This is a genomic window from Halopseudomonas sabulinigri (assembly GCF_900105255.1).
GTDB classification, from domain to species: domain Bacteria; phylum Pseudomonadota; class Gammaproteobacteria; order Pseudomonadales; family Pseudomonadaceae; genus Halopseudomonas; species Halopseudomonas sabulinigri.
In genome coordinates, this window is the sequence record NZ_LT629763.1 from 2,385,263 (window position 1) to 2,409,696 (window position 24,434).

Genomic DNA, 24,434 nt, shown 5'->3' on the forward strand with positions numbered 1-24,434 from the left:
ATAGGTACTGAATAGGTTGAAAACGGCATCGCGGACACAGCAGTTCCTGGCAGGCGCGAGTGCCTTCGTGCTGGTTTCCGCTTCTCTGGTGGCCTATGTCAGCGGGAACATGGCGCGGGAGCGCGCCATTAACGCAACGTTTCTTCAGCTGGAAAACGCTGCGAGGGTACGCGCCGAAACACTCTCCCAGCTGACCCACCAGCTTGCCCTCGACGTACGCTTTCTGGCCAAGACGCCACCCATTGCCGGCATCGCCAGAGCACTCGCCAACGGTGGCTATGACGCCTTGGAGGATAGCTCAACAACCGTCTGGAAAAACCGCCTGGGAACTATTTTCAAGTCCTATACCGAGTCACGGGAGGACGTCGCCCAAGTACGCCTGATCGGCGTCGCCGACCAGGGCCTAGAGCTGGTCAGGGTTGAACGCAAGCCCGATAGAGTGGCCAACATTGCCCCCAACCGCCTCCAGATCAAGGCCAGCGAACCTTACTTCGTCGAGGGTATGCAAACCTCGTACGACCACGTCTACTTTTCCAATATAACCCTCAACCGCGAGCAAGGCGTTGTCCAACGGCCCTACGCCCCCATGCTTCGGGCGCTCACCCCAGTGTTTGACGAACATAACCAACGCTATGGCGTGGTCGTGATAAATCAGGATGTCTCCGCCGCTCTGGAGCATCTGACCATAGATGACAACGATAGCCTGCGGATTTACGCCACAGGACCGAATGGCGACTACCTAGTAAACCCTGACAAGACCCTGGAGTTCGGCGCTGACCTAGGCAAGCCCTTGCACTGGCAGGCGGATTTCACCGCCAGCCAATATAGCCAGCAGCCCGACCACTACACCGGGATCAAGGGAGAAAAGCGACTGGCAGTACGCGCTGAAGTGCTGTTGAATGGCGAGCCTCGCGACACTTATGTCTGGGCCGCCCTGCCGTACAGCCAGGTTACCAGCACAGTCGACGGTGCCCGCTTGGTAGCCTTCGGCGCCACTACCCTAATCGGCTTTTTAGGTGCGTTGTTAGCCTTTGTCTTTTTCCGTCAGAAAATGGTGCTCGAACAACACCAAAGGCGGCTGGCGGCTATAGTTGAAGGCGCGCAAGACGCCATTATTGGCCAGGACCTGAGCGGCCAGATTACCAGCTGGAACCCGGGAGCCGAGTCACTTTTTGGCTACTCGCAAAGTGAGGTAATCGGCAAAGACTTGATGGCTCTAGTTTTTCCGGAACACTTTAAGCAGAGCGAAGCCAGAGTGCTTGCCAGTATCAAGCAGCACCACCATTACCCTCACTACGAAGCGGCCGTGCGCACACGCAGCGGTGGTGAAGTAGACGTATCCGTGGCGGTATCGGTGATTTTCTCTGCGCCGGGAGAAATCATTGGTTTGTCGCGCAGTTTCCGCAACATTTCCGAACAAATGCGGGCGCAGCGGAAAATACAACAGCTCAACAGCAGCCTTGAGAGCAAAGTGGCTGCCCGCACCGCCGAACTCAAAAGCAGATCGCAAATGACTTTGGCCATTCTTGATGTGGCCCCCACCCCCATCATTACCTTCAATGCCGCCGGTGAGGTGAAAACCCGCAACTCGGCGTTCACATCCAGGCTGGGCCAGGCCTCCAACGCCGACACACCACTGCTGATTGACAACATCCTCGGCAGTCAGGACGTAACGGCGGTAGCGGATATCCGTCACCGCCTACGTAACCTAAAGGCTATGGATGACAAGCGCGATGGCCTCGAAGTGCAGTTACTGACGAGATCCGGCCAGTATTTGCCCTTCTATCTCAGCCTCGGCTTGTCCCTGATAGATGATCAGGAGTTTTGGGTCGCGATATTCACTGATCTGAGCGAGCTGAACCAGCAGAAGCTTGAACTCAAAGAGGCCATGGATAACCTTTCCATGGCAGCCGACGTTGCCGAACTGGGCATCTGGATCTGGAACCTGGCTGACAACGCGCTCTACTGGGACAGCAAGATGTACGCTATTTATGAGCTGAGCGAGGCTCAGGCTATCGATTTCGACAGCTGGCAGGAACACGTTCATGCAGAGGACAGAAGCGCCACAGTCGAGCTGATAAGTCATTTGGTACACCAGACGGCGGCCAACAATTATGAGTTCAGAATACTCACCCGCGCGGGAGGCACCCGTTACATCCAGGCCGCAGCCTATGTGCAGCGCAACGACCTTGGCACCACCACCAGAGTAGTGGGCGTGAATCGGGACATCACAGCTCAACGCCTGCTGGAGATCGAATTGAGCTCCGCAAAGGAGGTGGCGCAACAGGCCAATATCGCCAAGTCTGCCTTCCTCGCCAACATGAGCCACGAAATCCGCACGCCCATGAATGCGGTGATCGGCATGCTGCAGCTGATAGACCACCAGTCGCTCCCCACAAGCCAAAGCCAATACATCACCAACGCCATGAGCGCAGCCAAATCCCTGTTATGGCTACTCAACGACATCCTCGACTACTCGAAAATCGAGTCTGGAAAGATGGAGCTGGACCCACACTCTTTCGAGCTTGATCAACTACTGCAGGACCTGGCGGTGGTTATGACCGGCATCGTCATCGATAAAAGTCTGGAGATTCTTTTCGACATCGACCCCGGCGTCCCAATGTGTCTGCGCGGTGACGGCATGCGCCTGAAGCAGGTGCTCATCAACCTGGCGTCGAACGCGGTCAAATTTACCGCTCAAGGCCAGGTCGTGGTGGCAGTAGAGCTGACCGAAAAGACCGACGGCAGAGCGCACATTCGCTTCTCGGTTGCCGACAGTGGCATCGGTATCAGCGAAGAACAGATGACTCGCATATTTGACGGTTTTTCCCAGGCAGAAGCCTCTACCAGCCGCCAGTACGGGGGATCGGGGCTGGGACTGGTCATCAGTTCCAGGCTAGTCAGGCTGATGGGCGGCGCGTTACAAGCCGAAAGCACCGTGGGCCAGGGCAGCCGGTTTCACTTCTCGCTAGCGCTTGATTACGACCCCAGCGCCTCGGAGCTGTTCCTTGAGCGCTTGAAAATTGAGCAGCCCCTCAAAATATTGGTGGTAGACGATAACGCTTCTTCAGTTTTGATACATATTCGCATGCTGCAGTCACTGGGCTGGCTGACCGAAGGCGCCGAGTCCGGCGAAGACGCTGTCACAAAGGTCGTGCAAGCGGCAGAACAGCAACGCCCCTTTGACGTCATACTAATGGACTGGCGGATGCCCGGGCTGGACGGCATCGCCACGGCAGACCTGGTGTCTCAAGCGCTTGCTGGCGAGCGAGCGCCCGCCATCATAATGATGACGGCCTACGGTAAAGAAAATATCCAGCCGGAAAACGAACCCGCCGAGGCGCAGATAGCACTCACGCTATCCAAGCCTGCAACCCTGGCGCAGCTGCACAATGCCGTGATGCAGGCTCTGGGTAGAGAGCAGCAACCCATGACCACGGCGGAGTTTTCATTCGACGACAAAGTGCTTTCGTCTATAAAGGTACTTGTCGTCGAAGATAACCTGCTTAACCAACAGGTGGTCGCCACAATGCTGGAAAACTCCGGCGCGACCGTTGCGGTGGTATCCAGCGGTGTCGCTGCCATATCCCGCCTGACCAGCCAAAAAGCCGAGCGTCCAGATATCGTACTGATGGATGTGCAGATGCCTGATATAGATGGCCTTGAGGCTACCCGGCGACTAAGACAACACTCCGAGCTGGACGACCTGCCTATCCTAGCGATGACAGCCAATGTGTCGCCACAGGATCGCAAGAACTGCATTGCAGCAGGCATGAACGGGCACATCGGCAAGCCATTCGACTTTGCCGAACTCACCAGAACGCTACTGTACTGGACTGGAACCAAGGCTGGAGCGCTAGCCGCAGATGTCGCTGGTGCGGCCCCCACGCCAGCGGCCACAGCCGACTCAACGGCCGCCATCAGGGCACGCTTTGGCGGCAATGTAGCGCCATTTATCAGTACCTTCGTCCATTTCAAAGACGAAGCGAATAGCTTCCTAGAAAAGTATGATGCCATCGCCGCGCAACGCGACCTCGCGGCGGCGGCGGCGCTGTTCCATACCCTGAAAGGCATGGCCGGCACCCTGGGTCTGCAAGCACTCTCGACCTTCGCGGAAAAACAGGAAAAGCGGGCGGCGAACAACCACGCCGCAGAGGATGGCAACGATCTGTTCACACCCTTGTTTCGTGCCGAGTTTGCGGAGCTGACGCAAGCTGCCTGTCGCGTAGTAGAAGACCTCATCGCCGAGGAGTCGGTAGAGCCTGACAGCCTACCCTTAGCCCCTGTAGGGCAAACAGAGTCTTTGCGCGAGTTGCTTGCCCGACTGGTTCCTCTCCTGGAAGCAGGCAACCTGGAAGCACTAGATAACCTGCGCCAGCTAATGCAGCATGCCCGCGACCAGCCGGCGCTGAGCGAATCGCTGACCACCCTAGCCGGACTGATCGAACAACTGGACTTCGCCACTGCGAGCAACATCGCACGTACACTACTCGAACCGCCAGCCTAAGCACTTGATCGCTATAGAGGCTTTCAGCGTAGCGAGACATCTGTCGGCAGCAGCTGACGCTGAGTGCCCTCACGCGCGAACAACCGACTTATCCGGCACCAGGCCAGCGGATTGGTGCTGCATTCGCCACCGAAAATGGCCTGCTTGAAGTCCGCCAGATCTACCCGATTCAGGTAGCCAACGGCGTCATCCATACGCTCGGCCCGGCCAAAACCGCCTTCGAGCATTTCCGCCATTGCCTCCTCCCGCGACCAGCCGTCGTAGACAATGCGGTACATGGCGGTAACCAAGCCCGTGCGATTCTGCCCGTGCTTGCAGTGCACCAGCACGCCGCCGCGCTGCTCACCAGCGCGTATGGCACGCAGCACTGAGATAACCTCGGTATCGGTCACCCGGTCGCCACGTAACGGGATATGCACCCGCGCGATGCTGCCGTCAGTCAACCAGGCCGCATCATCCTGTTGGTAGAAGTTGATCACCGTGGTGATGCCACGGGCACGCAGTTCGGCCACATCGTCTGCCTGCGGCAACGCGCTGCGATACAGCGTTGGGCTAAGCGTGTAGAAACGAAATTCCTCGTCCAGCGGCTGCGCCCAGCCGGTCGGGCGCGGTGTCTGGGCGGCGAGAAACCGCGGCGGAAAGGCCACCTCGTCGCTACGCAATACATCAGGTCGCCAGAGAGCGACTATCGCCAGCAAAGCCAGCGGCAGGGCAAGCCATGCCGCCGGGCGCATAACGCGCTTAACTCGGTTCATAGTGAACGACTCCATCGTTTTTTATTGTCTGGGGAGCTATCACGGCGTGCCGATACAGCAGCAGACGATAACAGAAAAGACTGGTGCACCAGTCAAACAACAGCGTCCACAAGTTGTGCGACATGAAGTGCGCGCCCTGCATGGTGCGGCCCAGCGAGAACACCGCGCCCAGGCTCAGCGCTATGATCAACGCGGCGCGGGCGGCCCGCGGGCGCCGGTCGCGCAACATGAAGAACAGTGCAAGCAGGGAGAAACCCGCAGACGCATGGCCACCCGGCCAGCAGCGACCGGGCTTGGCATCGGCCGGCCGCTCACTCAGCAAGGGCGTGTGCTGCTGGTCACCGCCATACTGTTGCAGGCTCCAGGGACAGGGCACATTGCTCAGCGCCTTGAGCGGCGTTACCAGGCTGGTACACAGCGCCATGGCCAGCACCAGATAACCCAGCGGGCGACGGTGCTGGCGCAGCGGGGTAGGCAGCAGGCTGAGCAGAAATCCGCCAATCGCCAGCACGCCAATCACGATCACCGCCTGCTTGGCGCGGTCATGCAGAATATCCTCCAGGAAAAAGCTGTGACGTCCGACAAAGCCCAGGCCCGGCTCATAGAAGAGATTCGAGATGGCCACATCCAGAGGGCCCGGATCGACCAGCAGCATCAGCGCCATCAGAGCCAGCGGCAGGGCAAACCAGAGCCGAAAATTGAAGGGCCTGGAGGCTGAGCTGGGCGCGCTCATCGCTGACTCACCCGGGCCTTGACTGGCATCTCAGCATGCCAGGCCAGCAGCGCATGGCTGAAGTCATAGCTGGCGCCTTCGTAGTAAGCAATGCTACGGGCTACCAGCGGGTCGCTTGGCGTTGCCGTGGTTTCCAGACTTTCACCCAACGCATGCTCATGCCGGCGTACCAGCTGACGGGGGCTGAGAATGGCCAGATTCTCGCCATCAAACAGCCCTAGATGCTGGTAATTACCGATCAGCGCACGGCCCGGGGCGCTGTCTTCACGCAGCACGTTGCGGCCAAAGAAGGTCGAGGTGTAATCCATGTTCAGCAGGCCGAGCAGGGTCGGGGCAATGTCGATCTGGCTGGTCAGTGTGCTTACCTCGGCCGGTTGCACCACGCCAGGGGCGTAGATGAACAAGGGGATGTGGTAGTTGCTGACCGGCAGGTCTTCCTTGCCCGCGCTACCGGCGGTGTGGTCGGCCACAAAGACGAACAGGGTGTTGGCAAACCAGGGCTTTTGCCGCGCCTCACGCAGGAACTGGCCAATGGCATAGTCGGTGTACTTCACCGCGCCTTCGCGGCCACTGCCGGAGGGAATGTCGATGCGCCCTTCCGGGTAGCTGTAGGGCCGATGATTCGAGGTAGTCATCAGTTGCAGAAAGAACGGGCTGCCCTTGGCGAAATCGGCATCGGCCACTTTCAGCGTCTGCTGATACAGGTCTTCGTCGCTCATGCCCCAGGCATTGGTAAAAGTGACCTCATCATCCGGCACGCTGGCCTGATCGACAATGCGGTAACCATTGCCGGCAAAGAAGGCATTCATGTTGTCGAAATAGCCGCGCCCGCCATACATGAAGACACTGTCGTAACCCTGCGCACTGAACTGCTGGCCCAGACTGGCAAAGCCACTCTCGCGACCTACCCGTTTGACGATAGAGCGGCCCGGCGTGGGCGGGATCGACAGGGTAATGGCCTCCAGGCCCCGCGTGGTGCGGGTGCCGGTGGCATACAGGTTGCTGAAGTACAGGCTCTGCTGGCGCAGCGCATCCAGCTCGGGGCTTAGGCCGCGGGTATCGCCTTCGCTGCCAAGATACTTGGCACTCAGGCTTTCGATGGTCACCAGTATCACGTTCATGTGTCTGGGCTGGCCGGGGTTGTCGATCTGCCGGCGAATACTCAGCGGATCCGACTCTACAAAGCGCGCATTCGGCTCGCGCACCTCATCACGCAATTGCGAAGCAACCTGCTGCAGCGGCAGCACCGGATAGAACTGCTCGTAATCCAGCTCATTGTTGCGGAACGCCGCAAAAAACTGGTAAGGCCCGTTAGCGGCCAGCTCATGCTGGTAAGCGTTGCCCCCACTACTGCGCGGGAAGGCCTGCCCTACCACCACAATACTCAACCCGAACAGCAGAGCCCAGCCCATCACCAGCGTACCGCGCTGACGCCAGGCCAACACCGGCGCCGCGGCCACGCTGCGCATCGCGCCACGCAAGGCCAGGGTCATAGCGATGGCAATCAGCGCCAGCACGCTAAGCAGCGGGTAGACCGGATAGGATTCGAGAATATTGTTGAGCACTTCATCGGAATAGACCAGATAGTCCACCGCGATGAAGTTGAAGCGCACGCTGAACTCATCCCAGAACAGCCATTCCGCCACCGCCGTGAACAGCATGATGAAAATACTCAGGGTCAGTACTCCGTGCAGCAGCCGTTGGTTCCAGCGGCTATGCCAGAGTCGGGTCGGGGAGAGCAGCAGGTATAGAGCCAGTGGCGCGAGCGCGTACAGCAGAAATACCAGGTCGTAGACCAGGCCTTCGGTGTAGAGCGTCAGAGTATTGCCAAGCGTCAACTGCGCCTCCTGCACATGGGTCAATAGCAGCAGGCTGCGCGTTAGCACAAATACAGCCAGCCAGAGCAGGGAGAGCAGAGTGAGGAAACGGGTTTGCGCAAATTTTAGCGGGTGCATTGTATGATCCGGGTTGATGAAACTGGCGCAAGTGTGGCCATACTGCTGTCAGCAGATCGTCAACTCCCCGTGAAAAAAACGTTAAATATCCGCCCTGCTGCCGAGGCCACTGCATGCGTATTCTGGTAATCGAAGACAACCGCGACATCCTGGCCAACGTGCTGGACTACCTGCAGCTCAAGGGCTACACCGTGGACTGCGCGCAGGATGGCCTCTCCGGCCTGCATCTGGCCGTGACGGATCACTATGATCTGATCGTGCTGGATGTCATGTTGCCGGGCATGGACGGATACCAGTTGTGCCAACGCCTGCGCGACGATGCCCAGCGCGACACCCCGATCATCATGCTGACCGCCCGCGATCAGCTGGATGACCGTCTCAAGGGGCTCAACAGCGGTGCCGACGACTATCTGGTAAAACCCTTTGCCCTCTCCGAGCTGGTCGCACGGATCGAGGCCATCCTGCGCCGCAGCCAGGGCGGCGCACGGCACCAATTGCAGGTGGCCGAGCTGATCTACAACCTCGACACCCTGCAGGTCAGCCGTCAGGGAAAACCGCTGAAACTCAACCCTGTCGGTCTCAAGCTGCTGGAAGTGCTGATGCGCAAAAGCCCGGCGGTAGTTCGCCGCGCGGTACTGGAAGAAACCCTGTGGGGCGAGGAGCTACCCGATAGCGACAGCTTGCGCAGCCACGTACACCAATTACGCCAGGTGATCGACAAACCCTTCGAGCAGCCCCTACTGCACACCGTGCACGGCCTTGGCTACTGTCTGGCAGAGCGCAGCGATGAACGCTAAACAACCCCTGGTCCGCCGAATCGTCATTGCCTTCACGCTGATGACGCTGATCGTCAGCGGGGCGTTTTCACTCGGCATTGTGGCCATCGTGCATTTCATTGAAGAGCACCTGGTGTCGCAGGAAATGAACGAAGAGCTCGACAGCATTCTGCAAAAGGATCTCGCCAAGGGCCTGGCGCCCCGGCTGGATCTCAAGACCCGGCTGTTTGCCTCGCACATGCCCGGGTATGAGATTCCACAGAGTTTTATCGGGCTGGATGAAGGATTCAACGAATTGGTTAACGACAAGGGGGCTTTCTACGTCTTTATCCGCGATACACCGCAGCAGCGCTATCTGCTGGTGCAGGAGCAGGCCGAATTCGAAGCCCGTGAGAATGCGCTGTTTGCTGTGGTCTTCGCCGGCTTTGTGCTCAGCGTCTTGGCCGCCTGGCTACTCGGCTGGCTGATGGCTCGCACCATCATCGCGCCGCTGACCCGGCTGGCACGGCAGGTACGCCACCGCGACCAACTGCTTACCCTGGCGCCCAATCTGGCCCCCGATTACCCGGACGATGAGGTCGGCCACCTGGCCGCTGCCTTTGATGAAACCCTCGGGCAACTGCGCAACTCGCTCGAACGCGAGCGGCTATTTACCAGCGATGTCAGCCACGAGTTGCGTACGCCGCTGATGGTCATCGCCTCATCTGCCGAGTTGCTCGAAGCTGCAACATTGGAAGAACGGCAAAACCGCCAACTCAACCGCATCAAACGCGCCACCAATGAAATCAACGAGCTGGTAGAGACCTTCTTGTTGCTTGCCCGCGCCAACAACACCGCACAGCCCTTGGCCGGAGGTGCCAGCCTGGCACAGGTCGCTGATGAACAGGCGCGGCGCTGGGGGTCACGCTTTACGGAAAAGCAACTGCACTTCGAGCTGGTTACCGAAAGTCCTGCGGCAGGGGTATATCACGCGGGCCTGCTGGCCACAGTGATGTCAAACCTGTTGCGCAACGCCTTGCACTACACCGAGCACGGTGGCGTCCGGCTGGTGCTGGAGGCAGACGGCTTTCGTGTTGAAGACAGCGGTCAGGGGGTGCCCAGCGACCAGCAGGACAGCATCTTTCAGCCCTTCGTGCGCGGCGCGCAGGCCCGTGGCGAAGGGCTGGGATTGGGGCTGTCGCTGGTCAAGCGTATCTGCGCGCACCAGCACTGGCAGGTCCGCCTGTATTCACTGCCCGCTGGCGGCAGTTGCTTCGCAGTCAAGCTCGGCTGACCTGCCCCCAGCGCGCCGGCCGATTGCTGATTTTGGCTTTTCACGCTTTTTTCACATCCCTTTGACAGTCACTTGACCTGCTGCTGCGTAGTCTGGCCCGCATGAACACTCTGAGGGCCCTGTGATGACCAAGTCAAAAGCGATCGAGTTGGCGTTTTCCGACAAGTACGACCAAGAGCACGCCTACCAGTATCTGCAAAAGCATCAGACCGGACTCTCGCGCCGTCTGTCCAGCTGGCGCGACATGCAGTTGGCGCGGCGTGCACTACAAGACGCTGGCGAGCCGAATCTGGTACTGGATCTGCCCTGTGGCGCAGGGCGCTTCTGGCCGCTGCTGGCCGAGGCGCCCAACCGGGTGATTCTCGCCGCCGACAACTCCGCCGACATGCTGCAGACCGCACGGCAAGGGCAACCGGCGCACGTTGTCTCGCGGGTCAAGACTTTCCAGACCTCTGCCTTTGACATCGACCTGGGCGACAACGCCGTCGACAGCATCTTCTGCATGCGTCTGATTCATCACGTGGCCGAGCAGGAGCACCGCCTGGCGATGCTGCGCGAACTGTGCCGGGTTACCCGCGATACGGTGATCATTTCGCTCTGGGTCGATGGCAACTACAAGGCCTGGAAGCGCAAAAGACTGGAGGCCCGTCGCGCCGCCCGCGGCAAACGCACCGATAACCAGAACCGCTTTCTGGTGCAGCGGGAAACCATCGAAAGTGAATTCCGCCAGGCGGGGTTCAGCATAGTCAACCACCATGACTTTCTACCCGGCTACGCCATGTGGCGCGTCTATGTACTGCGCAAGGTGCGCAAGTGAGCGCGGTCTCGTGGCACCCCGATGGCTTGCTGCCCGATTTCGCGCAAGCGCGCTTCGAGCGCTGGTGGGGCATGGACGGCGCATGGGTCGAGGAAAAGAACCAGCGGCGTGGTGGCGAAAGCGGCGTCAAGCGCTTGCAGCCTCTGCAGCCCGGCAAGCCACCGCTCTACAGCAAGCGTCAGGTGGGCCACATCTTCCGCTCACTGCGGCATCCGCTGGGCCTGCCCACGGTATTGCGCGAAGAGCAGGCGTTGATCGCCTGCGAACAGCTGGGGGTGCCGGTGCCCAAACGCGTGTTCTGCGCCGCCCGCAAACACGGCGGTCAGTGGCAGGCGTTGCTGATTACCGAAGAGCTCAGTGGTTTTGTCAGCCTGGATGACTGGTACGCCAACCATAGTGCGGTGCTGAGCCATGCGCGCCGTCAGGCCGTGCTGCGCAGACTGGCACTGGTGCTGCGCAGGCTGCACCGGGGCAAGCGCCAGCACGGCAGCCTCTACAGCAAGCACATCTATGTCAGCCTGTCTGGCGCGCAACCGCAGATTGCGCTGCTGGATCTGGAGAAAAGCCGCTGCCGCCTGCTGCGTCGGCAGGCAATGCAACATGATATGGAGCAGTTCTATCGTCGGCGCGGCGCCATGCCACAGGCTGACTGGGACTATCTGTTGCACTGCTACTGCGACAGCCAGCTGGAACGCGGGGTGGTTGGCGATGCCTATTGATCCCCCACCCAACGACGACGCTCTGGCGCTGAAAAGTCGCGGCGGCGTCAGCCGGGTGTTCAAGGCCACCGGCTATTCGCTGGCCGGGCTGCGCGCCGCCATTGTCGGCGAAGCGGCCTTCCGCCAACTGTTGGTCCTCAGCGCGGTGCTGATTCCGCTGGCCTGTGTACTGCAAGTCAGTGCGCTGGAGCGTGCTGTCCTGCTGCTGGTGGTTTTCGTAGCGCTGATAGTGGAACTGCTCAATTCGGCCATCGAGGCCGTGGTGGACCGTATCTCGCTGAAGCTGCACCCGCTGTCGAAGCAGGCCAAGGACATGGGCAGCGCCGCCCAGCTGATCTCCCTGTTGATGATATTGACCGTCTGGCTGGTGATCCTGCTCTGACACCGATGCCCACCGCCCCCCAGGAATACTTGTAATCATGCTTTCTTCCCATCGCACGGCTGAGTCGTCTCAGTCGGTTGTAGGCCTGCGTGGCCAATTGCTGTTTGTGCTTGCCTCGCTCTTCGCGTTGACCCTGTTGCTCAGTCTGTTGCGGGCGGCCTTGCTGGCCTTCAACTGGGAACTGGCAGCAGAATCCGGCTGGGCTCAGCTGGGCGAAGCCTTTTTCAATGGTCTGCGCTTTGACCTACGCGTTGTGATCATCGCGGGCGCACCGCTGATCCTGTCGTTTTTCAGCGTCACCCTGATGCAGCGGCGTGGTCTGCAGTGCGCCTGGCTGACCTTCGCTGCCGTGTTGCTCAGCCTGCTCGGCGTGGTTGAGCTGAATTTTTACCGGGAGTTCCACCAGCGGCTGAACGCGCTGGTGTTTCAGTACCTGCAGGAAGACCCGGCGACCGTGTTGCGTATGCTCTGGTACGGCTTTCCGGTGGTGCGCCTGCTGCTCGCACTGGCGGCACTCTCGTTCGCCATGTTCCGTCTGTTCCGCTGGCTGGATCGGCATACCCGCGTGACACCAACGGCCAACAGCACTCGGCTGACCCAACGCGGCGCGCTTATCGCACGACTCGGGGTGCTGATACTCATGCTGCTCAGCTCCACAGTACTGGCGCGCGGCACCCTGCGACAGGGCCCGCCACTACGCTGGGGTGATGCCTTTACTACCGACTCGATGTTCGCCAACCAGTTGGGGCTGACCCCGGCACTCACCCTGTACGCTGCAGCCAAGGCGCAGTACTCCAGCCACCGTGACAACGCCTGGCTGGACCTGATGCCCACGCAGCAGGCCACCGCGATCACGCGCCAGTTGCTGCTGGGGCCACATGATCAGCTGGTAGAACCTGAGCTGGCACCGGTACGCCGCGATTATCTACCCCCCAGCGACGGCACGCTGCCGATTCGCAACGTAGTGGTTATCCTGATGGAGAGCTTTGCCGGATACTACACCGGCGCCCTGGGCTCACCGCTGGAGATCACCCCCGAGTTCGATAAACTGAGCGAGCAGGGCCTGCTATTTACCCGTTATTTCTCCAACGGCACGCACACGCACCAGGGCATGTTCGCCACCATGGCGTGCTTTCCCAATGTGCCCGGCTTTGAGTACCTGATGCAGGAGCCCGAAGGTGGCCATCAGTTTTCCGGCTTGCCGCAGCTGCTCGGCGCTCGCGACTTCAATGACCTGTACGTCTACAACGGTGATTTTGCCTGGGACAACCAGCGCGGCTTTTTCGGCAACCAGGGCATGACCCGCTTTATCGGCCGCAACGAGTACGTCAACCCGGTAGTCTCTGACCCCACCTGGGGCGTCTCCGACCAGGACATGTTTGACCGCGCGGTGACAGAGTTGCGCGCCATGCCCAGCGATAAACCCTTCTATGCACTGCTGCAAACGCTGTCGAATCACACACCCTACGCTCTACCCAGCCCGCTACCGGTAGCCGACGTCACTGGCCAGGGGAATTACGCCAATGAACACCTGAGCGCCATGCGCTATTCAGACTGGGCGCTGGGTCGCTTCTTCGAGCAGATCAGGAACGAACCCTATTACGCTGAAACGCTGTTCGTCATCGTTGGCGACCATGGCTTCGGCACACCGCAACAACTCACCGACCTGGACCTGCTGCGCTTCCATGTGCCGCTGCTGCTGATCGCCCCCGGCATGACCGAGCGCTTTGGCGAGCGCAACGCCATTGTCGGTAGCCAGGTCGACATAGTACCCACCATCATGGGCCGGCTGGGCGGCAAGCTACGGCACCAGTGCTGGGGCCGCGACCTGCTCAGCCTGCCAGCGGACGATCCCGGCCTGGCGATCATCAAACCCTCTGGCGGCGGCCAGACCGTGGGCATCATTCGCGCTGATCAGGTGGTCATTCAGCCCCGCGGCGAGCCGGCCAAAGCCTACCGTTATCAGCTTGGCGCCGACCCTCGGGCCATCGCCGAACCGGACGTGCCGCACCTGAATGACTGGCAGCTGCAACTGGAAGCCTACGTGCAGACCGCCACGCAGGCGCTGTTGAACGATCAGGTTGGCGTCGAGGTTGCCAAAAGCCAAGCCGTCACAGCAGATCCCGCCAGCGCGCGGTAACAGCACCCCCGGCCAACAGGCGCTGGCCAGGGGCCTTTCAGCGCGGTCAACCTGAGCTGGTTGACCAGCGTGAGGCCCTGGCGCGCTGACTCGCCCGTGCGCCTGCCTTGCGGCGCAAGCGACGCCAGCCCAGCACCACGCCGGTAACGCTGATGATCAGGCCGCCCAGACTGAAGCCAACCATCAGCACATCCCACAGCGGCCGGTTCTGCAGCAGCGGCAACCAGTCCCAACTGTGCAACAGCGCAAACAGCACGCGTGACACCCGGCGGCCGGTACCGGCCTGACTGAGAATCTCTCCAGTGTAGGGGTCGATATGCAGCCAGGTTTGTGCGGCATCCGGGTAGGCGACGCGCAGCATCGGCAACGGCTTGGCCAAGTGCCCGAGCATGCTGTGCTCGGTACGCGGGTAATAGTAGAAGTCGTAGTCATTGAGCCACTGCATGTGCGGTGGCTCGGCGGGCCACACCGCCGCTGCCGCGCGCTCGAGCACGGCAGTCGGCACACGCTCGAGGACCGGCCCACCGCCCAGGCTCACCCGCGTGGCACCTTGGGCGTCCTGCGCTACCACCAGCGCCTCACCAGCCACCTGCCGCCACACCAACTCGACCGGTATCAGCCCGCTGCGCTGAAAGCGTTGCAGCAACTGCGCCGGGCTTTGCCCGACACGTTCAGGTACCAGCGCGCCGCCGGCATAGGCTCGGGTATCCAAAGAAACAGCCGGGCTGAATACCGACCAGGGGTTCATCGACATCAGGCCGCTGAAAACCCAGGTCACCAGCAGGCCACCTGCGCCCAAGCCGACCAGATGATGCCAGCGCCCCATACCCTGATAAGGTGAGTGCGAGCCATTGCGATAACGCCGTTTACCGTGCCAACGCATCACCCCCAGCAACATGCCAAGCAGCGCCATCACCGTCGCCGCCAGCGACAGGTACACCACGGTGTTGTGCCAGGCAGGTTGCAGCCAGTTGCCACGTAGCGGATAAAGCCAGTGAATCCAGGTTCCCACCCAATTCCACAGTCGCTCGTTGGCCGTGGCGTCGCGCACCACCGCGCCGGTTTGGCTGGAGATGTAGAGCAGCCGCTGCTCGGGGTCCTGCAGTTGCACGCGGTACAGCGGCCGCTCGGTATCCAGCCCGCGCGAGTGCGTCCAGGCGTCTTCATCAATCAAACCCTGGGCCTGCATTGGCGTGTGCGGAGCAAACTGCTGCGCCGCCTGCAAGGCCTGCGCCGGGCTGATCGATTTTACCCGCGCGCCATCACGCGCATTCACCACCTGGCGCTGGCCACCGGCGAACGTCAGTACATAATGCGGCTCGCCACGCAGGCTGGTCAGCCGCACCGTCTGCAATGCGCCTTCGGCATCTGCCGTCATCGAGCTCAGCGCGACGCAGCAATTTTCCAGCGCCAGCGGCGGCAAGTGGGCCAGATGTTCGCGGGGCGTCAGTTTGGGGTAACCCACGTACACCATCACCACGCCAGAAAAAAACCACATGGCCATGAACAGGCAGAGCGCTATACCCAACCAGCGATGCCAGAGAAACAGATAGCGTTTCATCACTCTCTCCCGGCCGGCGAGTGGCTGGCACCCGCCGGCGGCTGTCTACTGGTCAGAAGCGGGTTTGCAGCGCCACTTCAAGGCTGCGCGGCGCGCCAAGGTAGAGCATGGTGGAGCCGGCCTGTCGCGCGTACACCTCGTCGGTCAGGTTGCGTCCACGCAGACTCAGCTGGGTATCTTCCACCAGCTCATAGCCAACGAAAGCACCAAAGAGCGTGTAGGACGGTACCGACAGGGTATTGGCAGCATCGGCGTAGACAGAGGCGACGTAACGCGTGTCCATACCCAGCTGCCAGCGTGGCGCGACGTCATAGGTCAGCCACAGGTTGGCGACCCTGTCGGGTACATTGCTGGGCGTGTTGCCGGCACGTGAGACCGCCACGCCAGCAACGTTGTCGTTGAACTCGTCGTACTCGGCATCGACCCAGGCGACGTTTCCCTCGGCCAGCAGCTTCTGCGTCACCCAGAGCGAGCCGGCCAGCTCAATCCCGGTGGAGGACTGCTGCCCCACTGGCAGGGTCTCACCGGGGTTGTTCGGGTCATTGGTGGCCAGATCCTTGCGAGTTATCTGGTAGAGCGCCACGGTGGCCGAGCCACGTCCATCAAGAAAGTCGAACTTGCTGCCCACCTCCCACTGCTCGCCGGTGGTCAGATCAAAATCCTGCGTCTGGCCGAAGCTCGCGGTGGTCAACACACCCGCCGGCGGATCAGCCGCCGTGCTGTACTGCACATAGACGTTGGCGGCAGGGGTAAGCTCGTAGACCAGGCCAATGCGTCCGGTGGTGGGCTCGTAGGTCTGGCCGAACTCGGCCGGGTTGGTGGCCGAGGGCGTTTGATGATTGGTCACCTGCAAGTCAATCCAGTCGTGCCGCAGGCCGGTAAGCAGCGCCAGGCGATCGGTCAGTTCGGTGCGGTTTTCCAGGTACAGCGCCCAGGTGTTGAGCTCATTGCTGCGCTGCGGATCATGCCCAGGCGTCATGCCGGGAATATCGTAGAAGTGGCCAGGGTCAAAGTTGCCCGGATCGACCACGTCAAACACCGCCGAAATCGAGCGCGGGTAGCGCGTCTGTACGTTATGGCTGTAATCCAGCCCCAGCGACCAGTCGCTTTTACGGTCGAACAGGCGGCTGTTATGCAGCAGCTCGACACGGTCGCCGTTGACCTCCTGATCGTGCCGCTGCAACAAGGCCGCCGAACGGCTGATCTGGCTGTTGTCCGGCGTGTAGGTGTAGCGCTCCAGGTTGCGATAATCCCGCTGCGCGTTGTAGTGATAGAAAGTATTGCGCAGCCGCGTCTGCTCGCTGAGCCAGTACTCGGTGATCGAGCGCAGCCAGCGCACCCGCTGCTCGTAGCGGCCATCCTCAACGTTGTAGTTCTCAAAGCGGCGGCTCTCGTCGATCTTCATTTCACCGCCGATGGGTTGTAGCACCGGCGTGCCCCAATAGGGACTGTCGACTTGTTCATTCTGATATTCCACCGCGAGGGTGTGCGACAGCCGCTCGCTGAAGTCGGTACGCAGTGACAGTGCCGAGGTAAAAGCGCTGCGTTCCTCGCGATCAACATAGCCGTTGCTGTTGGTCTGGCTGACATCCAGGCGCAGGGTATTGCGCACCTGCCCTTCGGTGAGCCGCTGGCTCAGTCCGAACGCCAACTCGCGGCTGTCAAAACTGCCGTATTTGACGCGGCCGTCGATAAACGACTGCGCTGGATCGGCTAGCTTGCTGATGTAGTTGATCGAGCCGCCAACACCGCCCGAGCCATTGAGAAAGCTTGAGGCGCCGCCGATGGCTTCAACGCGGTCGTAGACCCAGCTATCCACCGGGCGGGCGGCGATGGCATCGTATTGCACCGTAATGCCGTTGAACATCTGCGTCACCTGCGAGCCGGTAAAGCCGCGCCAGGAGGTAAAGCCGGCAAAGCCAGGCGGGGCTGCGGCCGTTACGCCAGGAATGCTGGCCAGCATGTCTTGGGTATTTTCCGCGCCACGGGCGCTGATCTGCTCGCGGTTAACCACCGACACCGAGGCGGGTGTTTCTCGGGGGGTTATATCCAGTCGCGAACCGCTCTCCGCTGGCACATCCAGCTGCAGTCCTACGGGATCCTGCTTACTGCCGATAACCTCCAGCGTGGGTAATTCGAGGGCGTCCTGAGCAAAAACATATGAGACAGGCGCGCAGAGCAGCAGCACGCCGGTAGAGCGAAGAAAAATCGATTTCATTGGGTCGTTCCTGACAAATCCGAGTGCTCACTCACCTGGCCTACAAGGCGCCTGGGAGCAAGAGCGGCAATACCGCCAGCAGGCGGTGGAAAAGTCAGAACAGCGGTGAAGCCCTGGGGTTGGCCGGCGGCCAGGCGTAGCGTGGATACAGCCGCTGCGCCGCCTGGCGCAGCGGCGTCGGGCGATCGCGGCGCAGCATGAGCAGCCACGCCAGCGCAAACAACATGCCGATGGAAATACTGATTGCACCGCAAACCGGGCACTTGAAGGCCATCATGTTGCTGCTGGCAATGGCGCCATCGTCCGCACTCAAATCAACGCTGCCGCCGTAACCCAATGAGCAGAACACGATCCCCACGCCACTCAGCTGCATGCCCGCCATCTGTCCATGCAGCAGACCGCAGGTCGGCACATTGAACAGAATGCTGAAATACAGCAGCCAGGCAAAGAGTGAGCGTTGTGAGCGAGAGGGCGTCATGCCGGCAAGTCTAGCAGGGCTTCGCGGGCCGCGGAACGCCGCGTGCAGCTACAGAATGTCGCGCCAGCCCAAGGGCAGATCACGCGGCCACAGTGGCGCTGCCTGCGAGCAGATGCGCGTCGATCAGGGGCGCCACGCGATCCGCGGCTTCCACTACCACCCAATGACCCACATCGCTAAACCGCTCCACTTTGGCCGCACCAAAACGCTCGGCGTAGCGCGCGGCAATGAACGGGTCACGCTGCCCCCACAACACCAACGTGGGATGCTCTGCGGTCACCGCCAGCATGCGGGTTTCCCAACCGGCGAAGTTAGCCGGATCCGTCGCCCGATAGAGCCTTAACACCTGTTGACGTACCGCAGCAGTGAAGTGGCGATAGGCTTCGGCAATTTGCTGCTTACTGAGGCCGGGGCCGCCGGCGCGCAGCGAGGCGCTGAACATCAGCTTGCCGATCCCGGGTATGCCCATCAGTGACATCGCCAACTCACCCAGGCGCGGCTTGCGCCAGACACGGCCCCAGAAGTGCCAGCGATAATCCTGCTGGAAGACGGTATTGGTGATGACCAGGCGGCGCACGCGCTCCGGATAGGTGGTGGCAAACGCCAGGCCGTAAACGCCGCCAAAATCGTGCAGCAGCAGATCGACCGGGCGATCAACCTGCATGGCATCGAGCAGGTGGCCGACCCAGTCAGCCATGCCCTGCAGGGTGACCTCGGCGTGATCGGCGCGCGTCTTGCTGGCGCCAAACCCCGGCAGATCGGGCACGATGAGGCGGTAGTTGCCACGCAACTTGGCGATCAGCGGCAGCCACATGACGTGGCTATCGGGGTTGCCATGCAACATCAGCACCGGTTGCCCGGCACCGCGCACATAGACTTCGTTGGTTACGCCGTTTGCCTGAACCTTCATCGTTATCCATAACCGGGGTCTAGCCCCGTATCCGTGGGGCGCGCAAGACGCGCTGGGAGCAGATCAGAACCGGCTGAAGATATCGCTCACCACCGCCACGGGGGCGCCGAACAGGTCGGCAGCCGGCAACGGCGACTGCTGCGAAACGAACACGGAGGCTGCGCCAAACACCAGGGCCAGAGCCACAGGGACAAACCAGGAAGAGCCGGACTTGATCATGCTGTTGTCTCCTTCACCCCATCTTTGTGGGATGCAGAAATATTATTTTTATTTGCTGACAACAGTTTGTTGCATAAAACATACGCCGTCCAGCGGTGCAGCGCCAGATGACTGACAATACGCGCCAAGTTTGACGCCTTGCAGCACTTGCGCCCGCAAACGACGCCGGATTGACGCCATCTGCCGTTAGTCGGTTCGGTTTATCGCTGGCGCAACAGCCGCAAGCCATTGGCGACCACCAACAGACTGGTTCCCATATCGGCAAAGACCGCCATCCATAGGGTTGCCATTCCCATCAGGGTGAGCAACAGAAACACTACCTTGATCCCCAGCGCCAGGGCGATGTTCTGCCAGAGTATGCGAATGCTGCGGCGCGACAGCCGGATGAACTGCGGAATCTTGCGCAGATCATCATCCATCAGCGCCACGTCGGCGGTCTCTATCGCGCTGTCGCTCCCCGCTGCGCCCATGGCAAAACCGATGTCCGCCTTGGCCAGGGCAGGCGCATCATTGATGCCATCACCCACCATGGCCACCCGCCGGCCCGACGCCTGCTGCTGGGCAATCCGCGCCAGCTTGTGCTCGGGTAACAACTCGCCATGGGCCTCGTCGATTCCCGCCTGTGCCGCCATCGCCGCCACCGTGGGCGCGTTGTCGCCGCTAAGCATCAGGGTGCCAACCCCCAGCGCGTGCAGCTGGGCAATGGCCTCCTGACTGCTGCTCTTCAGTCGGTCGGCCACCGCCAGGATCGCCAGCGGCGCAGCGTTCGAGCATAGCACCACAGCACTTTTGCCCTGCTGCTCAAGCGCCTGCAGCTGAGCCCGCAGCGCCGGCGATCCCAAACCCAACGAGTCCACCAACCGATGATTGCCCAGGTGGTAGTCTGCCGCGCCTATCTGTCCGCGCACCCCCTGGCCCGGCACCGCCTGAAAGCCGGTTACCGGCAGGATGCTTTGCCCCGCTGTCGCCGCGTGGCGGGCGATGGCCTGTGACACCGGGTGATCAGAGCGAGCTGCCAGGCTGGCGGCAAGCTGCGCCACCGGCAGTTCGGCGGCGGACACCAAACGCACACAATCGGTCTGCTGCGGCCGTCCTTCGGTCAGCGTGCCGGTTTTGTCGAGCGCCAGTACCTGCAGACGGTGCCCCTGCTCCAGATAAACACCACCCTTGATCAGAATGCCCATGCGCGCGGCCGCAGCCAGGCCGCTGACAATGGTAACCGGTGTGGAAATCACCAGCGCGCAGGGGCAAGCCACCACCAGCAACACCAGCGCGCGATAAATCCAGTCATCCCAGGGCCAACCCAGCAACAGTGGCGGTACTATCGCCACCAACAGGGACAGCAGCATGACCAAGGGCGTGTAAACAGCAGCAAAGCGGTCGACAAAGCACTGCATGGGCGCACGTTCAGCCTGCGCCTGCTCGACAGCGAGAATGATGCGCGCCAGGGTCGATTGCGCCGCGGGGGCGGTAACCCTGTACTCCAGCTCACCGGTCAGATTGATGGTACCGGCGAACAGCTGATCGCCTGGTGCCTTTTCAACCGGCAGACTTTCACCCGTGATAGGCGCCTGATTCAGTGCTGATTGCCCCGCACGGACCTCGCCATCCAGCGCAACACGCTCACCCGGCGCAACCCGCACGCGTGCGCCGACAGCCACTTCGGCAACCTCGCGCAATACCCAGCTGCCATCAGCAAGCTGCACGCGCGCCTGCTCCGGGCTGAGCGCCATCAAACCGGCAATGGCGTCCCGCGCGCGATCCAATGATCGCGCCTCGATCAGCTCAGCGACGGCGAACAGCACCATCACCATGGCGGCTTCCGGCCATTGGCCAATCAGCACCGCGCCGGTTACGGCGAGGCTCATCAAAGCATTGATGTTGGGACTCAGGTTGCGCAGCGCCAGCCAGCCCTTGCGGTACGTGCTGATGCCGCTGCATGCGATTGCCGCCAGGGCAAGCAGCGCCGCCGACCACTCAGGGGCCTGCCCGATAAAATGCAGCACCTCGGCGGCCAATGCCAGCACAGCACCCAGCGCCAGCGGCCACCAGGACTTTTGCGCGGTACTTGGCGGCGGCGTGGCTTGCGGGCCTAGCAACTGTGGCTTGAAGCCCAGCTCGCGCAGGCTTTGCAAAATGGCGTCGCGCTGCTTCGGCGCGTGTTCGAGAGTGAGTTGTCGCTGCAACAGATCGAATTGCAGCTGACCGACTCCCGGCTGCCCTTCCAGCTTGCCTCGGATCAGCCGCTCCTCGACCGGACAGCACATTTGCTCTATGCGTATGCGGCTGCGCTGCGCGCCCTCTGCCAGGGGCGCGGTAGGCGCTGCGGGTTTGGCCGCGGCGCAACAGCCTTGAGCGACGCAAGAAGACGTATTTTCACCTGCCATGCTGGACTCTCCAAGTAACTGTGAGGCACAGTAAAAACCCTGAAGTCGCTACAAGGTCAAGCGGAGACCACAATATGAGAATTGGCAAGCTGGCCGAATTGACCGGTACCGCAGTGGAAACCGTGCGCTACTACGAGCGGGAAGGTCTGTTACCGGCGCCCGGTCGCAGCGAAGGCAACTACCGGCAATACCACGAGCGTCACTTGGAACAGTTGGTATTTATCCGCAACTGCCGGGCACTGGACATGACGCTGAACGAGATTCGCGAGTTGCTGGCACTGCGTCTGCAACCCCAGGCCAGCTGCGGTGACGTCAACGGCCTGATTGACGAGCACATCGAGCACGTCAGCAGCCGACTACGCAGCCTGGGTCAGCTGCGCGAGCAATTGATCGATCTGCGCCACCGCTGTCGCAGCACCAGCGCTGTCGATCATTGCGGCATCCTTCACCGACTGGAAACCAGTGGCGCGGTGCAGGCGGGCGAGCCCGCATCCCGTGTCGGGCGCAGCCACGGCCATTGAGCCTCAGGCTGCTGCGCGTACTTCCTTCTCCAGCTCGGCCTTCAACGCCGGGTCGAGCTTGAGCTGGCTGGCCAGCTCCTGCAGGTAACTGCGCTCCATGAAGTTTTCTGCATCCACGATCAGCACGCTGGCCAGATACATCTCGGCGGCCATTTCCGGTGTGCTCGCGGCGCTGGCGATATCTGCCGGATCCAGCGGCTTGTTCAACTCCTGATCGAACCAGCGCTGCATGGACGGATCGCTGGTGAGCTTGGCAATTTCGGCATCAATCAACTGCCGCTCACGGTCATCCACATGGCCATCAGCCTTGGCCGCACCGATTACCGCCCGCAGGATCGCGTGGCTGTGCTGTTCCACTTGCGGTGCGGGCAGCCGGTCCACCGTCTGTGGCTGGCCTTGGGGCGCGGCCTGGTTGTTCTGCTGCCAGGTGCTGTAGGCCTTGTAGGCAACCAACCCCAACGCCGCCAGACCGCCGTACTTGACCGCCTTGCCACCAAACTTGCGGGCCTTCTTGCTGCCCAGCAACAGGCCGACGGCACCGGCGGCCAGCGCACCACCGCCAGCGCCGCTGAGCAGACTGCTCAGTTGGCTATTGCCGGCGCTGCCCTGCCGCTGCCCCTGCGGGGCGCCGCCATTCTGACCACCGAGCATGCTGCTACCAGCCTTCAACAACTGATCCAGTAATCCACCTGTATTCATTCTGCTCTCCACAATTGACTGCAATCGACAGTTCGACCCGGCGCAGCGCGCAAGGCTCCCGTGACGAGTCGGCAAGTTGTTGCTGCATTTTTCCAATCCAGCCGGGCAGAATTATTCACACTAGGCTTAACTGAAACTGACTTTGCGAAGGACATCACAATAATGAACGAGACCGCGGGCAAGACCCTGCTGGTATTTGGCGGCAGCGGACTGGTGGGCATGGAAGTACTGCGACAGGCCTTGGCCAACCCGGCAGTGAGTCAGGTAGTGGCGCCCACCCGACACCCCTTGCCGGTCTCGGTCAGTCACTATGCGCACCTGCGCAACCCGCAGGTCGATTTCGAAGCCCTGCCGGCAGACGCCGACTGGTGGCACGCCGACGCTGCGCTGTGCGCACTGGGCACCACGCTGAAACAGGCGGGTTCAAAGGATGGCTTTCGCCGGGTCGACCGCGACTACGTGGTCGCCGCGGCGCAACACGGCCTGAGCGCCGGCACGCGCACCTTTGTGCTTAACTCCTCGGTAGGCGCCAGTCCCCGCTCGGGATCCTTCTATTTGCGCGTGAAAGGCGAGGTGGAGCAGGACCTGAAAGCCATGGATTTTCGCTCGCTCACGCTGGTGCGGCCATCGCTGCTGGATGGCGGCCCCCGGGCCGATGACCGCCCCGGCGAAGTGTTCGGCCTGCTGCTGTCACGCGGCCTCAAGCCGATCATCCCCAAACGCTATCGGGCGATCAAGACCAGCGATGTAGCGGCCGCCATGCTACAGGCCGCGCTGATGGCGCCGGTCGGCCAGCAGGTGATCGAATCCAGCGCAATCCCACGCCAGCGCTAAGCGGGCATGAGGGTGCGCGCGGGACAGCCCTGAGCGCGCAAACGCTCTGAGCGATCAGGGCGCCAGCGTCACCACATCACCGCGCAGCGCAACACCGGCGATCACCCCGCCGGCATGGCACTCGTACTCGGTGGTGGAGATCATCGGATTGGCCTTGTAGTAGCTTTCCAGATTGACCACCGCGTTACCGCCCTCACTGCGCACCCGATCCTGGAAGCTCAGCAACGCGGAAAGCAGAGCCCAACGACAGGCCTCTTGGTCGCTCTTGCCGAAGGCGTTGGTCTTCTTGTTGCTGGTGTAGTTGCCGTGGCGCTCGCCGATGCTTTTACCTGCTGGCAGGCCGCCAAAGCTGAAGGTAATGGTGGAGTCGAGCTTCTCCTGAAAATCAGCCGAATTCATCGCCTCTGCAATCGATAACATCAGCTTGGTATCGCGTGCCTGCGCGTTGCCAGCGGCCAGCAGGCCCAGGGTAAGTGCCAGAGCGGTGGTAGTGAGCATTCCTTTTTTCATCGTCAGTCCTATTGGTCAGTGGTTGCTTGCGTGATGCTGT

At 61.3% G+C, this 24,434-nt stretch carries 20 protein-coding genes; 9 read left to right on the top strand and 11 right to left on the bottom strand.

Features of this window, described 5'->3' with window-relative positions:
• Positions 1 to 67 precede the first annotated feature (67 nt).
• Positions 68 to 4,507, top strand: coding sequence for a PAS domain-containing hybrid sensor histidine kinase/response regulator (locus BLU26_RS10705; RefSeq protein ID WP_092286499.1), 4,440 nt, complete (start codon positions 68 to 70; stop codon positions 4,505 to 4,507).
• Between the two features lie 23 nt (positions 4,508 to 4,530).
• Here the strand turns inward: BLU26_RS10705 and BLU26_RS10710 are convergent, their stop codons facing one another.
• Genes BLU26_RS10710 through BLU26_RS10720 form a run of 3 tightly spaced genes read right to left on the bottom strand, consistent with a single transcriptional unit; the run spans position 4,531 to position 7,950 of the window.
• Positions 4,531 to 5,262 (bottom strand): dual specificity protein phosphatase family protein, encoded by a 732-nt coding sequence (locus tag BLU26_RS10710; RefSeq protein ID WP_092286501.1) that lies wholly within the window; start codon positions 5,260 to 5,262, stop codon positions 4,531 to 4,533.
• Positions 5,249 to 5,995 carry a phosphatase PAP2 family protein gene (locus BLU26_RS10715; protein ID WP_092286503.1) on the bottom strand — a complete coding sequence of 249 codons (747 nt, stop codon included), beginning with the start codon at positions 5,993 to 5,995 and terminating at the stop codon, positions 5,249 to 5,251. Before BLU26_RS10715 ends, BLU26_RS10710 begins: the two co-directional genes overlap by 14 nt.
• Positions 5,992 to 7,950, bottom strand: a complete 1,959-nt coding sequence (locus tag BLU26_RS10720; RefSeq protein ID WP_092286505.1) for an LTA synthase family protein — start codon at positions 7,948 to 7,950, stop codon at positions 5,992 to 5,994. Before BLU26_RS10720 ends, BLU26_RS10715 begins: the two co-directional genes overlap by 4 nt.
• A 113-nt stretch (positions 7,951 to 8,063) precedes the next feature.
• Here BLU26_RS10720 and BLU26_RS10725 point away from each other — a divergent pair, with 113 nt between their 5' ends.
• The 6 genes from BLU26_RS10725 (at position 8,064) to BLU26_RS10750 (ending at position 14,057) form a co-directional block, all read left to right on the top strand.
• Entirely contained in the window at positions 8,064 to 8,747 is a 684-nt protein-coding gene (locus BLU26_RS10725) for a response regulator transcription factor (RefSeq protein WP_092286507.1), read from the top strand.
• Positions 8,737 to 9,999, top strand: coding sequence for a sensor histidine kinase (locus BLU26_RS10730; protein ID WP_092286509.1), 1,263 nt, complete (start codon positions 8,737 to 8,739; stop codon positions 9,997 to 9,999). Before BLU26_RS10725 ends, BLU26_RS10730 begins: the two co-directional genes overlap by 11 nt.
• Positions 10,000 to 10,123: 124 nt before the next feature.
• Positions 10,124 to 10,816 carry a class I SAM-dependent methyltransferase gene (locus tag BLU26_RS10735; protein WP_092286511.1) on the top strand — a complete coding sequence of 231 codons (693 nt, stop codon included), beginning with the start codon at positions 10,124 to 10,126 and terminating at the stop codon, positions 10,814 to 10,816.
• A complete protein-coding gene (locus BLU26_RS10740; protein ID WP_231701930.1) occupies positions 10,813 to 11,535 on the top strand; it encodes a lipopolysaccharide kinase InaA family protein in 723 nt (240 codons plus the stop codon). The genes BLU26_RS10735 and BLU26_RS10740 overlap by 4 nt, the downstream gene beginning before the upstream one ends.
• Complete coding sequence (locus tag BLU26_RS10745; RefSeq protein ID WP_092286513.1) at positions 11,525 to 11,917, top strand: diacylglycerol kinase; 393 nt, start codon at positions 11,525 to 11,527, stop codon at positions 11,915 to 11,917. The genes BLU26_RS10740 and BLU26_RS10745 overlap by 11 nt, the downstream gene beginning before the upstream one ends.
• 37 nt (positions 11,918 to 11,954) lie before the next feature.
• Positions 11,955 to 14,057, top strand: coding sequence for an LTA synthase family protein (locus BLU26_RS10750; protein ID WP_092286515.1), 2,103 nt, complete (start codon positions 11,955 to 11,957; stop codon positions 14,055 to 14,057).
• Positions 14,058 to 14,103: 46 nt separating this feature from the next.
• Here BLU26_RS10750 and BLU26_RS10755 read toward each other — a convergent pair whose 3' ends face one another.
• From BLU26_RS10755 to BLU26_RS10775, 6 genes are all read right to left on the bottom strand, one after another.
• A complete protein-coding gene (locus BLU26_RS10755) occupies positions 14,104 to 15,618 on the bottom strand; it encodes a PepSY domain-containing protein (RefSeq protein ID WP_092286517.1) in 1,515 nt (504 codons plus the stop codon).
• Between the two features lie 52 nt (positions 15,619 to 15,670).
• Positions 15,671 to 17,836 carry a TonB-dependent receptor gene (locus BLU26_RS10760; protein WP_092286519.1) on the bottom strand — a complete coding sequence of 722 codons (2,166 nt, stop codon included), beginning with the start codon at positions 17,834 to 17,836 and terminating at the stop codon, positions 15,671 to 15,673.
• A gap of 94 nt (positions 17,837 to 17,930) precedes the next feature.
• Positions 17,931 to 18,314 (bottom strand): DUF2946 domain-containing protein, encoded by a 384-nt coding sequence (locus BLU26_RS10765; RefSeq protein WP_092286521.1) that lies wholly within the window; start codon positions 18,312 to 18,314, stop codon positions 17,931 to 17,933.
• A gap of 79 nt (positions 18,315 to 18,393) precedes the next feature.
• Positions 18,394 to 19,224, bottom strand: coding sequence for an alpha/beta fold hydrolase (locus tag BLU26_RS10770; protein ID WP_092286523.1), 831 nt, complete (start codon positions 19,222 to 19,224; stop codon positions 18,394 to 18,396).
• A gap of 63 nt (positions 19,225 to 19,287) precedes the next feature.
• Entirely contained in the window at positions 19,288 to 19,443 is a 156-nt protein-coding gene (locus BLU26_RS18590; protein ID WP_157719354.1) for a hypothetical protein, read from the bottom strand.
• 200 nt (positions 19,444 to 19,643) lie between these two features.
• Complete coding sequence (locus tag BLU26_RS10775) at positions 19,644 to 21,830, bottom strand: heavy metal translocating P-type ATPase (RefSeq protein ID WP_092286525.1); 2,187 nt, start codon at positions 21,828 to 21,830, stop codon at positions 19,644 to 19,646.
• 74 nt (positions 21,831 to 21,904) lie between these two features.
• Here BLU26_RS10775 and cadR point away from each other — a divergent pair, with 74 nt between their 5' ends.
• Positions 21,905 to 22,351, top strand: coding sequence for a Cd(II)/Pb(II)-responsive transcriptional regulator (gene cadR / locus BLU26_RS10780; protein WP_092286527.1), 447 nt, complete (start codon positions 21,905 to 21,907; stop codon positions 22,349 to 22,351).
• Positions 22,352 to 22,354: 3 nt separating this feature from the next.
• Here the strand turns inward: cadR and BLU26_RS10785 are convergent, their stop codons facing one another.
• Positions 22,355 to 23,050 (bottom strand): tellurite resistance TerB family protein, encoded by a 696-nt coding sequence (locus BLU26_RS10785; RefSeq protein WP_092286529.1) that lies wholly within the window; start codon positions 23,048 to 23,050, stop codon positions 22,355 to 22,357.
• 162 nt (positions 23,051 to 23,212) lie between these two features.
• Between BLU26_RS10785 and BLU26_RS10790 the strand changes: the two genes are divergently transcribed.
• Positions 23,213 to 23,884, top strand: coding sequence for a Rossmann-fold NAD(P)-binding domain-containing protein (locus BLU26_RS10790; protein ID WP_092286531.1), 672 nt, complete (start codon positions 23,213 to 23,215; stop codon positions 23,882 to 23,884).
• Between the two features lie 54 nt (positions 23,885 to 23,938).
• Here the strand turns inward: BLU26_RS10790 and BLU26_RS10795 are convergent, their stop codons facing one another.
• A complete protein-coding gene (locus BLU26_RS10795; RefSeq protein ID WP_231701931.1) occupies positions 23,939 to 24,394 on the bottom strand; it encodes a hypothetical protein in 456 nt (151 codons plus the stop codon).
• Positions 24,395 to 24,434 lie beyond the last annotated feature (40 nt).

Bases quoted from the DNA above. Each gene is read 5' to 3' on its own strand.
- BLU26_RS10710 (WP_092286501.1), bottom strand. From the start codon at position 5,262: ATGAACCGAGTTAAGCGCGTTATGCGCCCGGCGGCATGGCTTGCCCTG.
- BLU26_RS10715 (WP_092286503.1), bottom strand. From the start codon at position 5,995: ATGAGCGCGCCCAGCTCAGCCTCCAGGCCCTTCAATTTTCGGCTCTGG.
- BLU26_RS10720 (WP_092286505.1), bottom strand. From the start codon at position 7,950: ATGCACCCGCTAAAATTTGCGCAAACCCGTTTCCTCACTCTGCTCTCC.
- BLU26_RS10725 (WP_092286507.1), top strand. From the start codon at position 8,064: ATGCGTATTCTGGTAATCGAAGACAACCGCGACATCCTGGCCAACGTG.
- BLU26_RS10730 (WP_092286509.1), top strand. From the start codon at position 8,737: ATGAACGCTAAACAACCCCTGGTCCGCCGAATCGTCATTGCCTTCACG.
- BLU26_RS10735 (WP_092286511.1), top strand. From the start codon at position 10,124: ATGACCAAGTCAAAAGCGATCGAGTTGGCGTTTTCCGACAAGTACGAC.
- BLU26_RS10745 (WP_092286513.1), top strand. From the start codon at position 11,525: ATGCCTATTGATCCCCCACCCAACGACGACGCTCTGGCGCTGAAAAGT.
- BLU26_RS10750 (WP_092286515.1), top strand. From the start codon at position 11,955: ATGCTTTCTTCCCATCGCACGGCTGAGTCGTCTCAGTCGGTTGTAGGC.
- BLU26_RS10755 (WP_092286517.1), bottom strand. From the start codon at position 15,618: ATGAAACGCTATCTGTTTCTCTGGCATCGCTGGTTGGGTATAGCGCTC.
- BLU26_RS10760 (WP_092286519.1), bottom strand. From the start codon at position 17,836: ATGAAATCGATTTTTCTTCGCTCTACCGGCGTGCTGCTGCTCTGCGCG.
- BLU26_RS10765 (WP_092286521.1), bottom strand. From the start codon at position 18,314: ATGACGCCCTCTCGCTCACAACGCTCACTCTTTGCCTGGCTGCTGTAT.
- BLU26_RS10770 (WP_092286523.1), bottom strand. From the start codon at position 19,224: ATGAAGGTTCAGGCAAACGGCGTAACCAACGAAGTCTATGTGCGCGGT.
- BLU26_RS18590 (WP_157719354.1), bottom strand. From the start codon at position 19,443: ATGATCAAGTCCGGCTCTTCCTGGTTTGTCCCTGTGGCTCTGGCCCTG.
- BLU26_RS10775 (WP_092286525.1), bottom strand. From the start codon at position 21,830: ATGGCAGGTGAAAATACGTCTTCTTGCGTCGCTCAAGGCTGTTGCGCC.
- cadR (WP_092286527.1), top strand. From the start codon at position 21,905: ATGAGAATTGGCAAGCTGGCCGAATTGACCGGTACCGCAGTGGAAACC.
- BLU26_RS10785 (WP_092286529.1), bottom strand. From the start codon at position 23,050: ATGAATACAGGTGGATTACTGGATCAGTTGTTGAAGGCTGGTAGCAGC.
- BLU26_RS10790 (WP_092286531.1), top strand. From the start codon at position 23,213: ATGAACGAGACCGCGGGCAAGACCCTGCTGGTATTTGGCGGCAGCGGA.
- BLU26_RS10795 (WP_231701931.1), bottom strand. From the start codon at position 24,394: ATGAAAAAAGGAATGCTCACTACCACCGCTCTGGCACTTACCCTGGGC.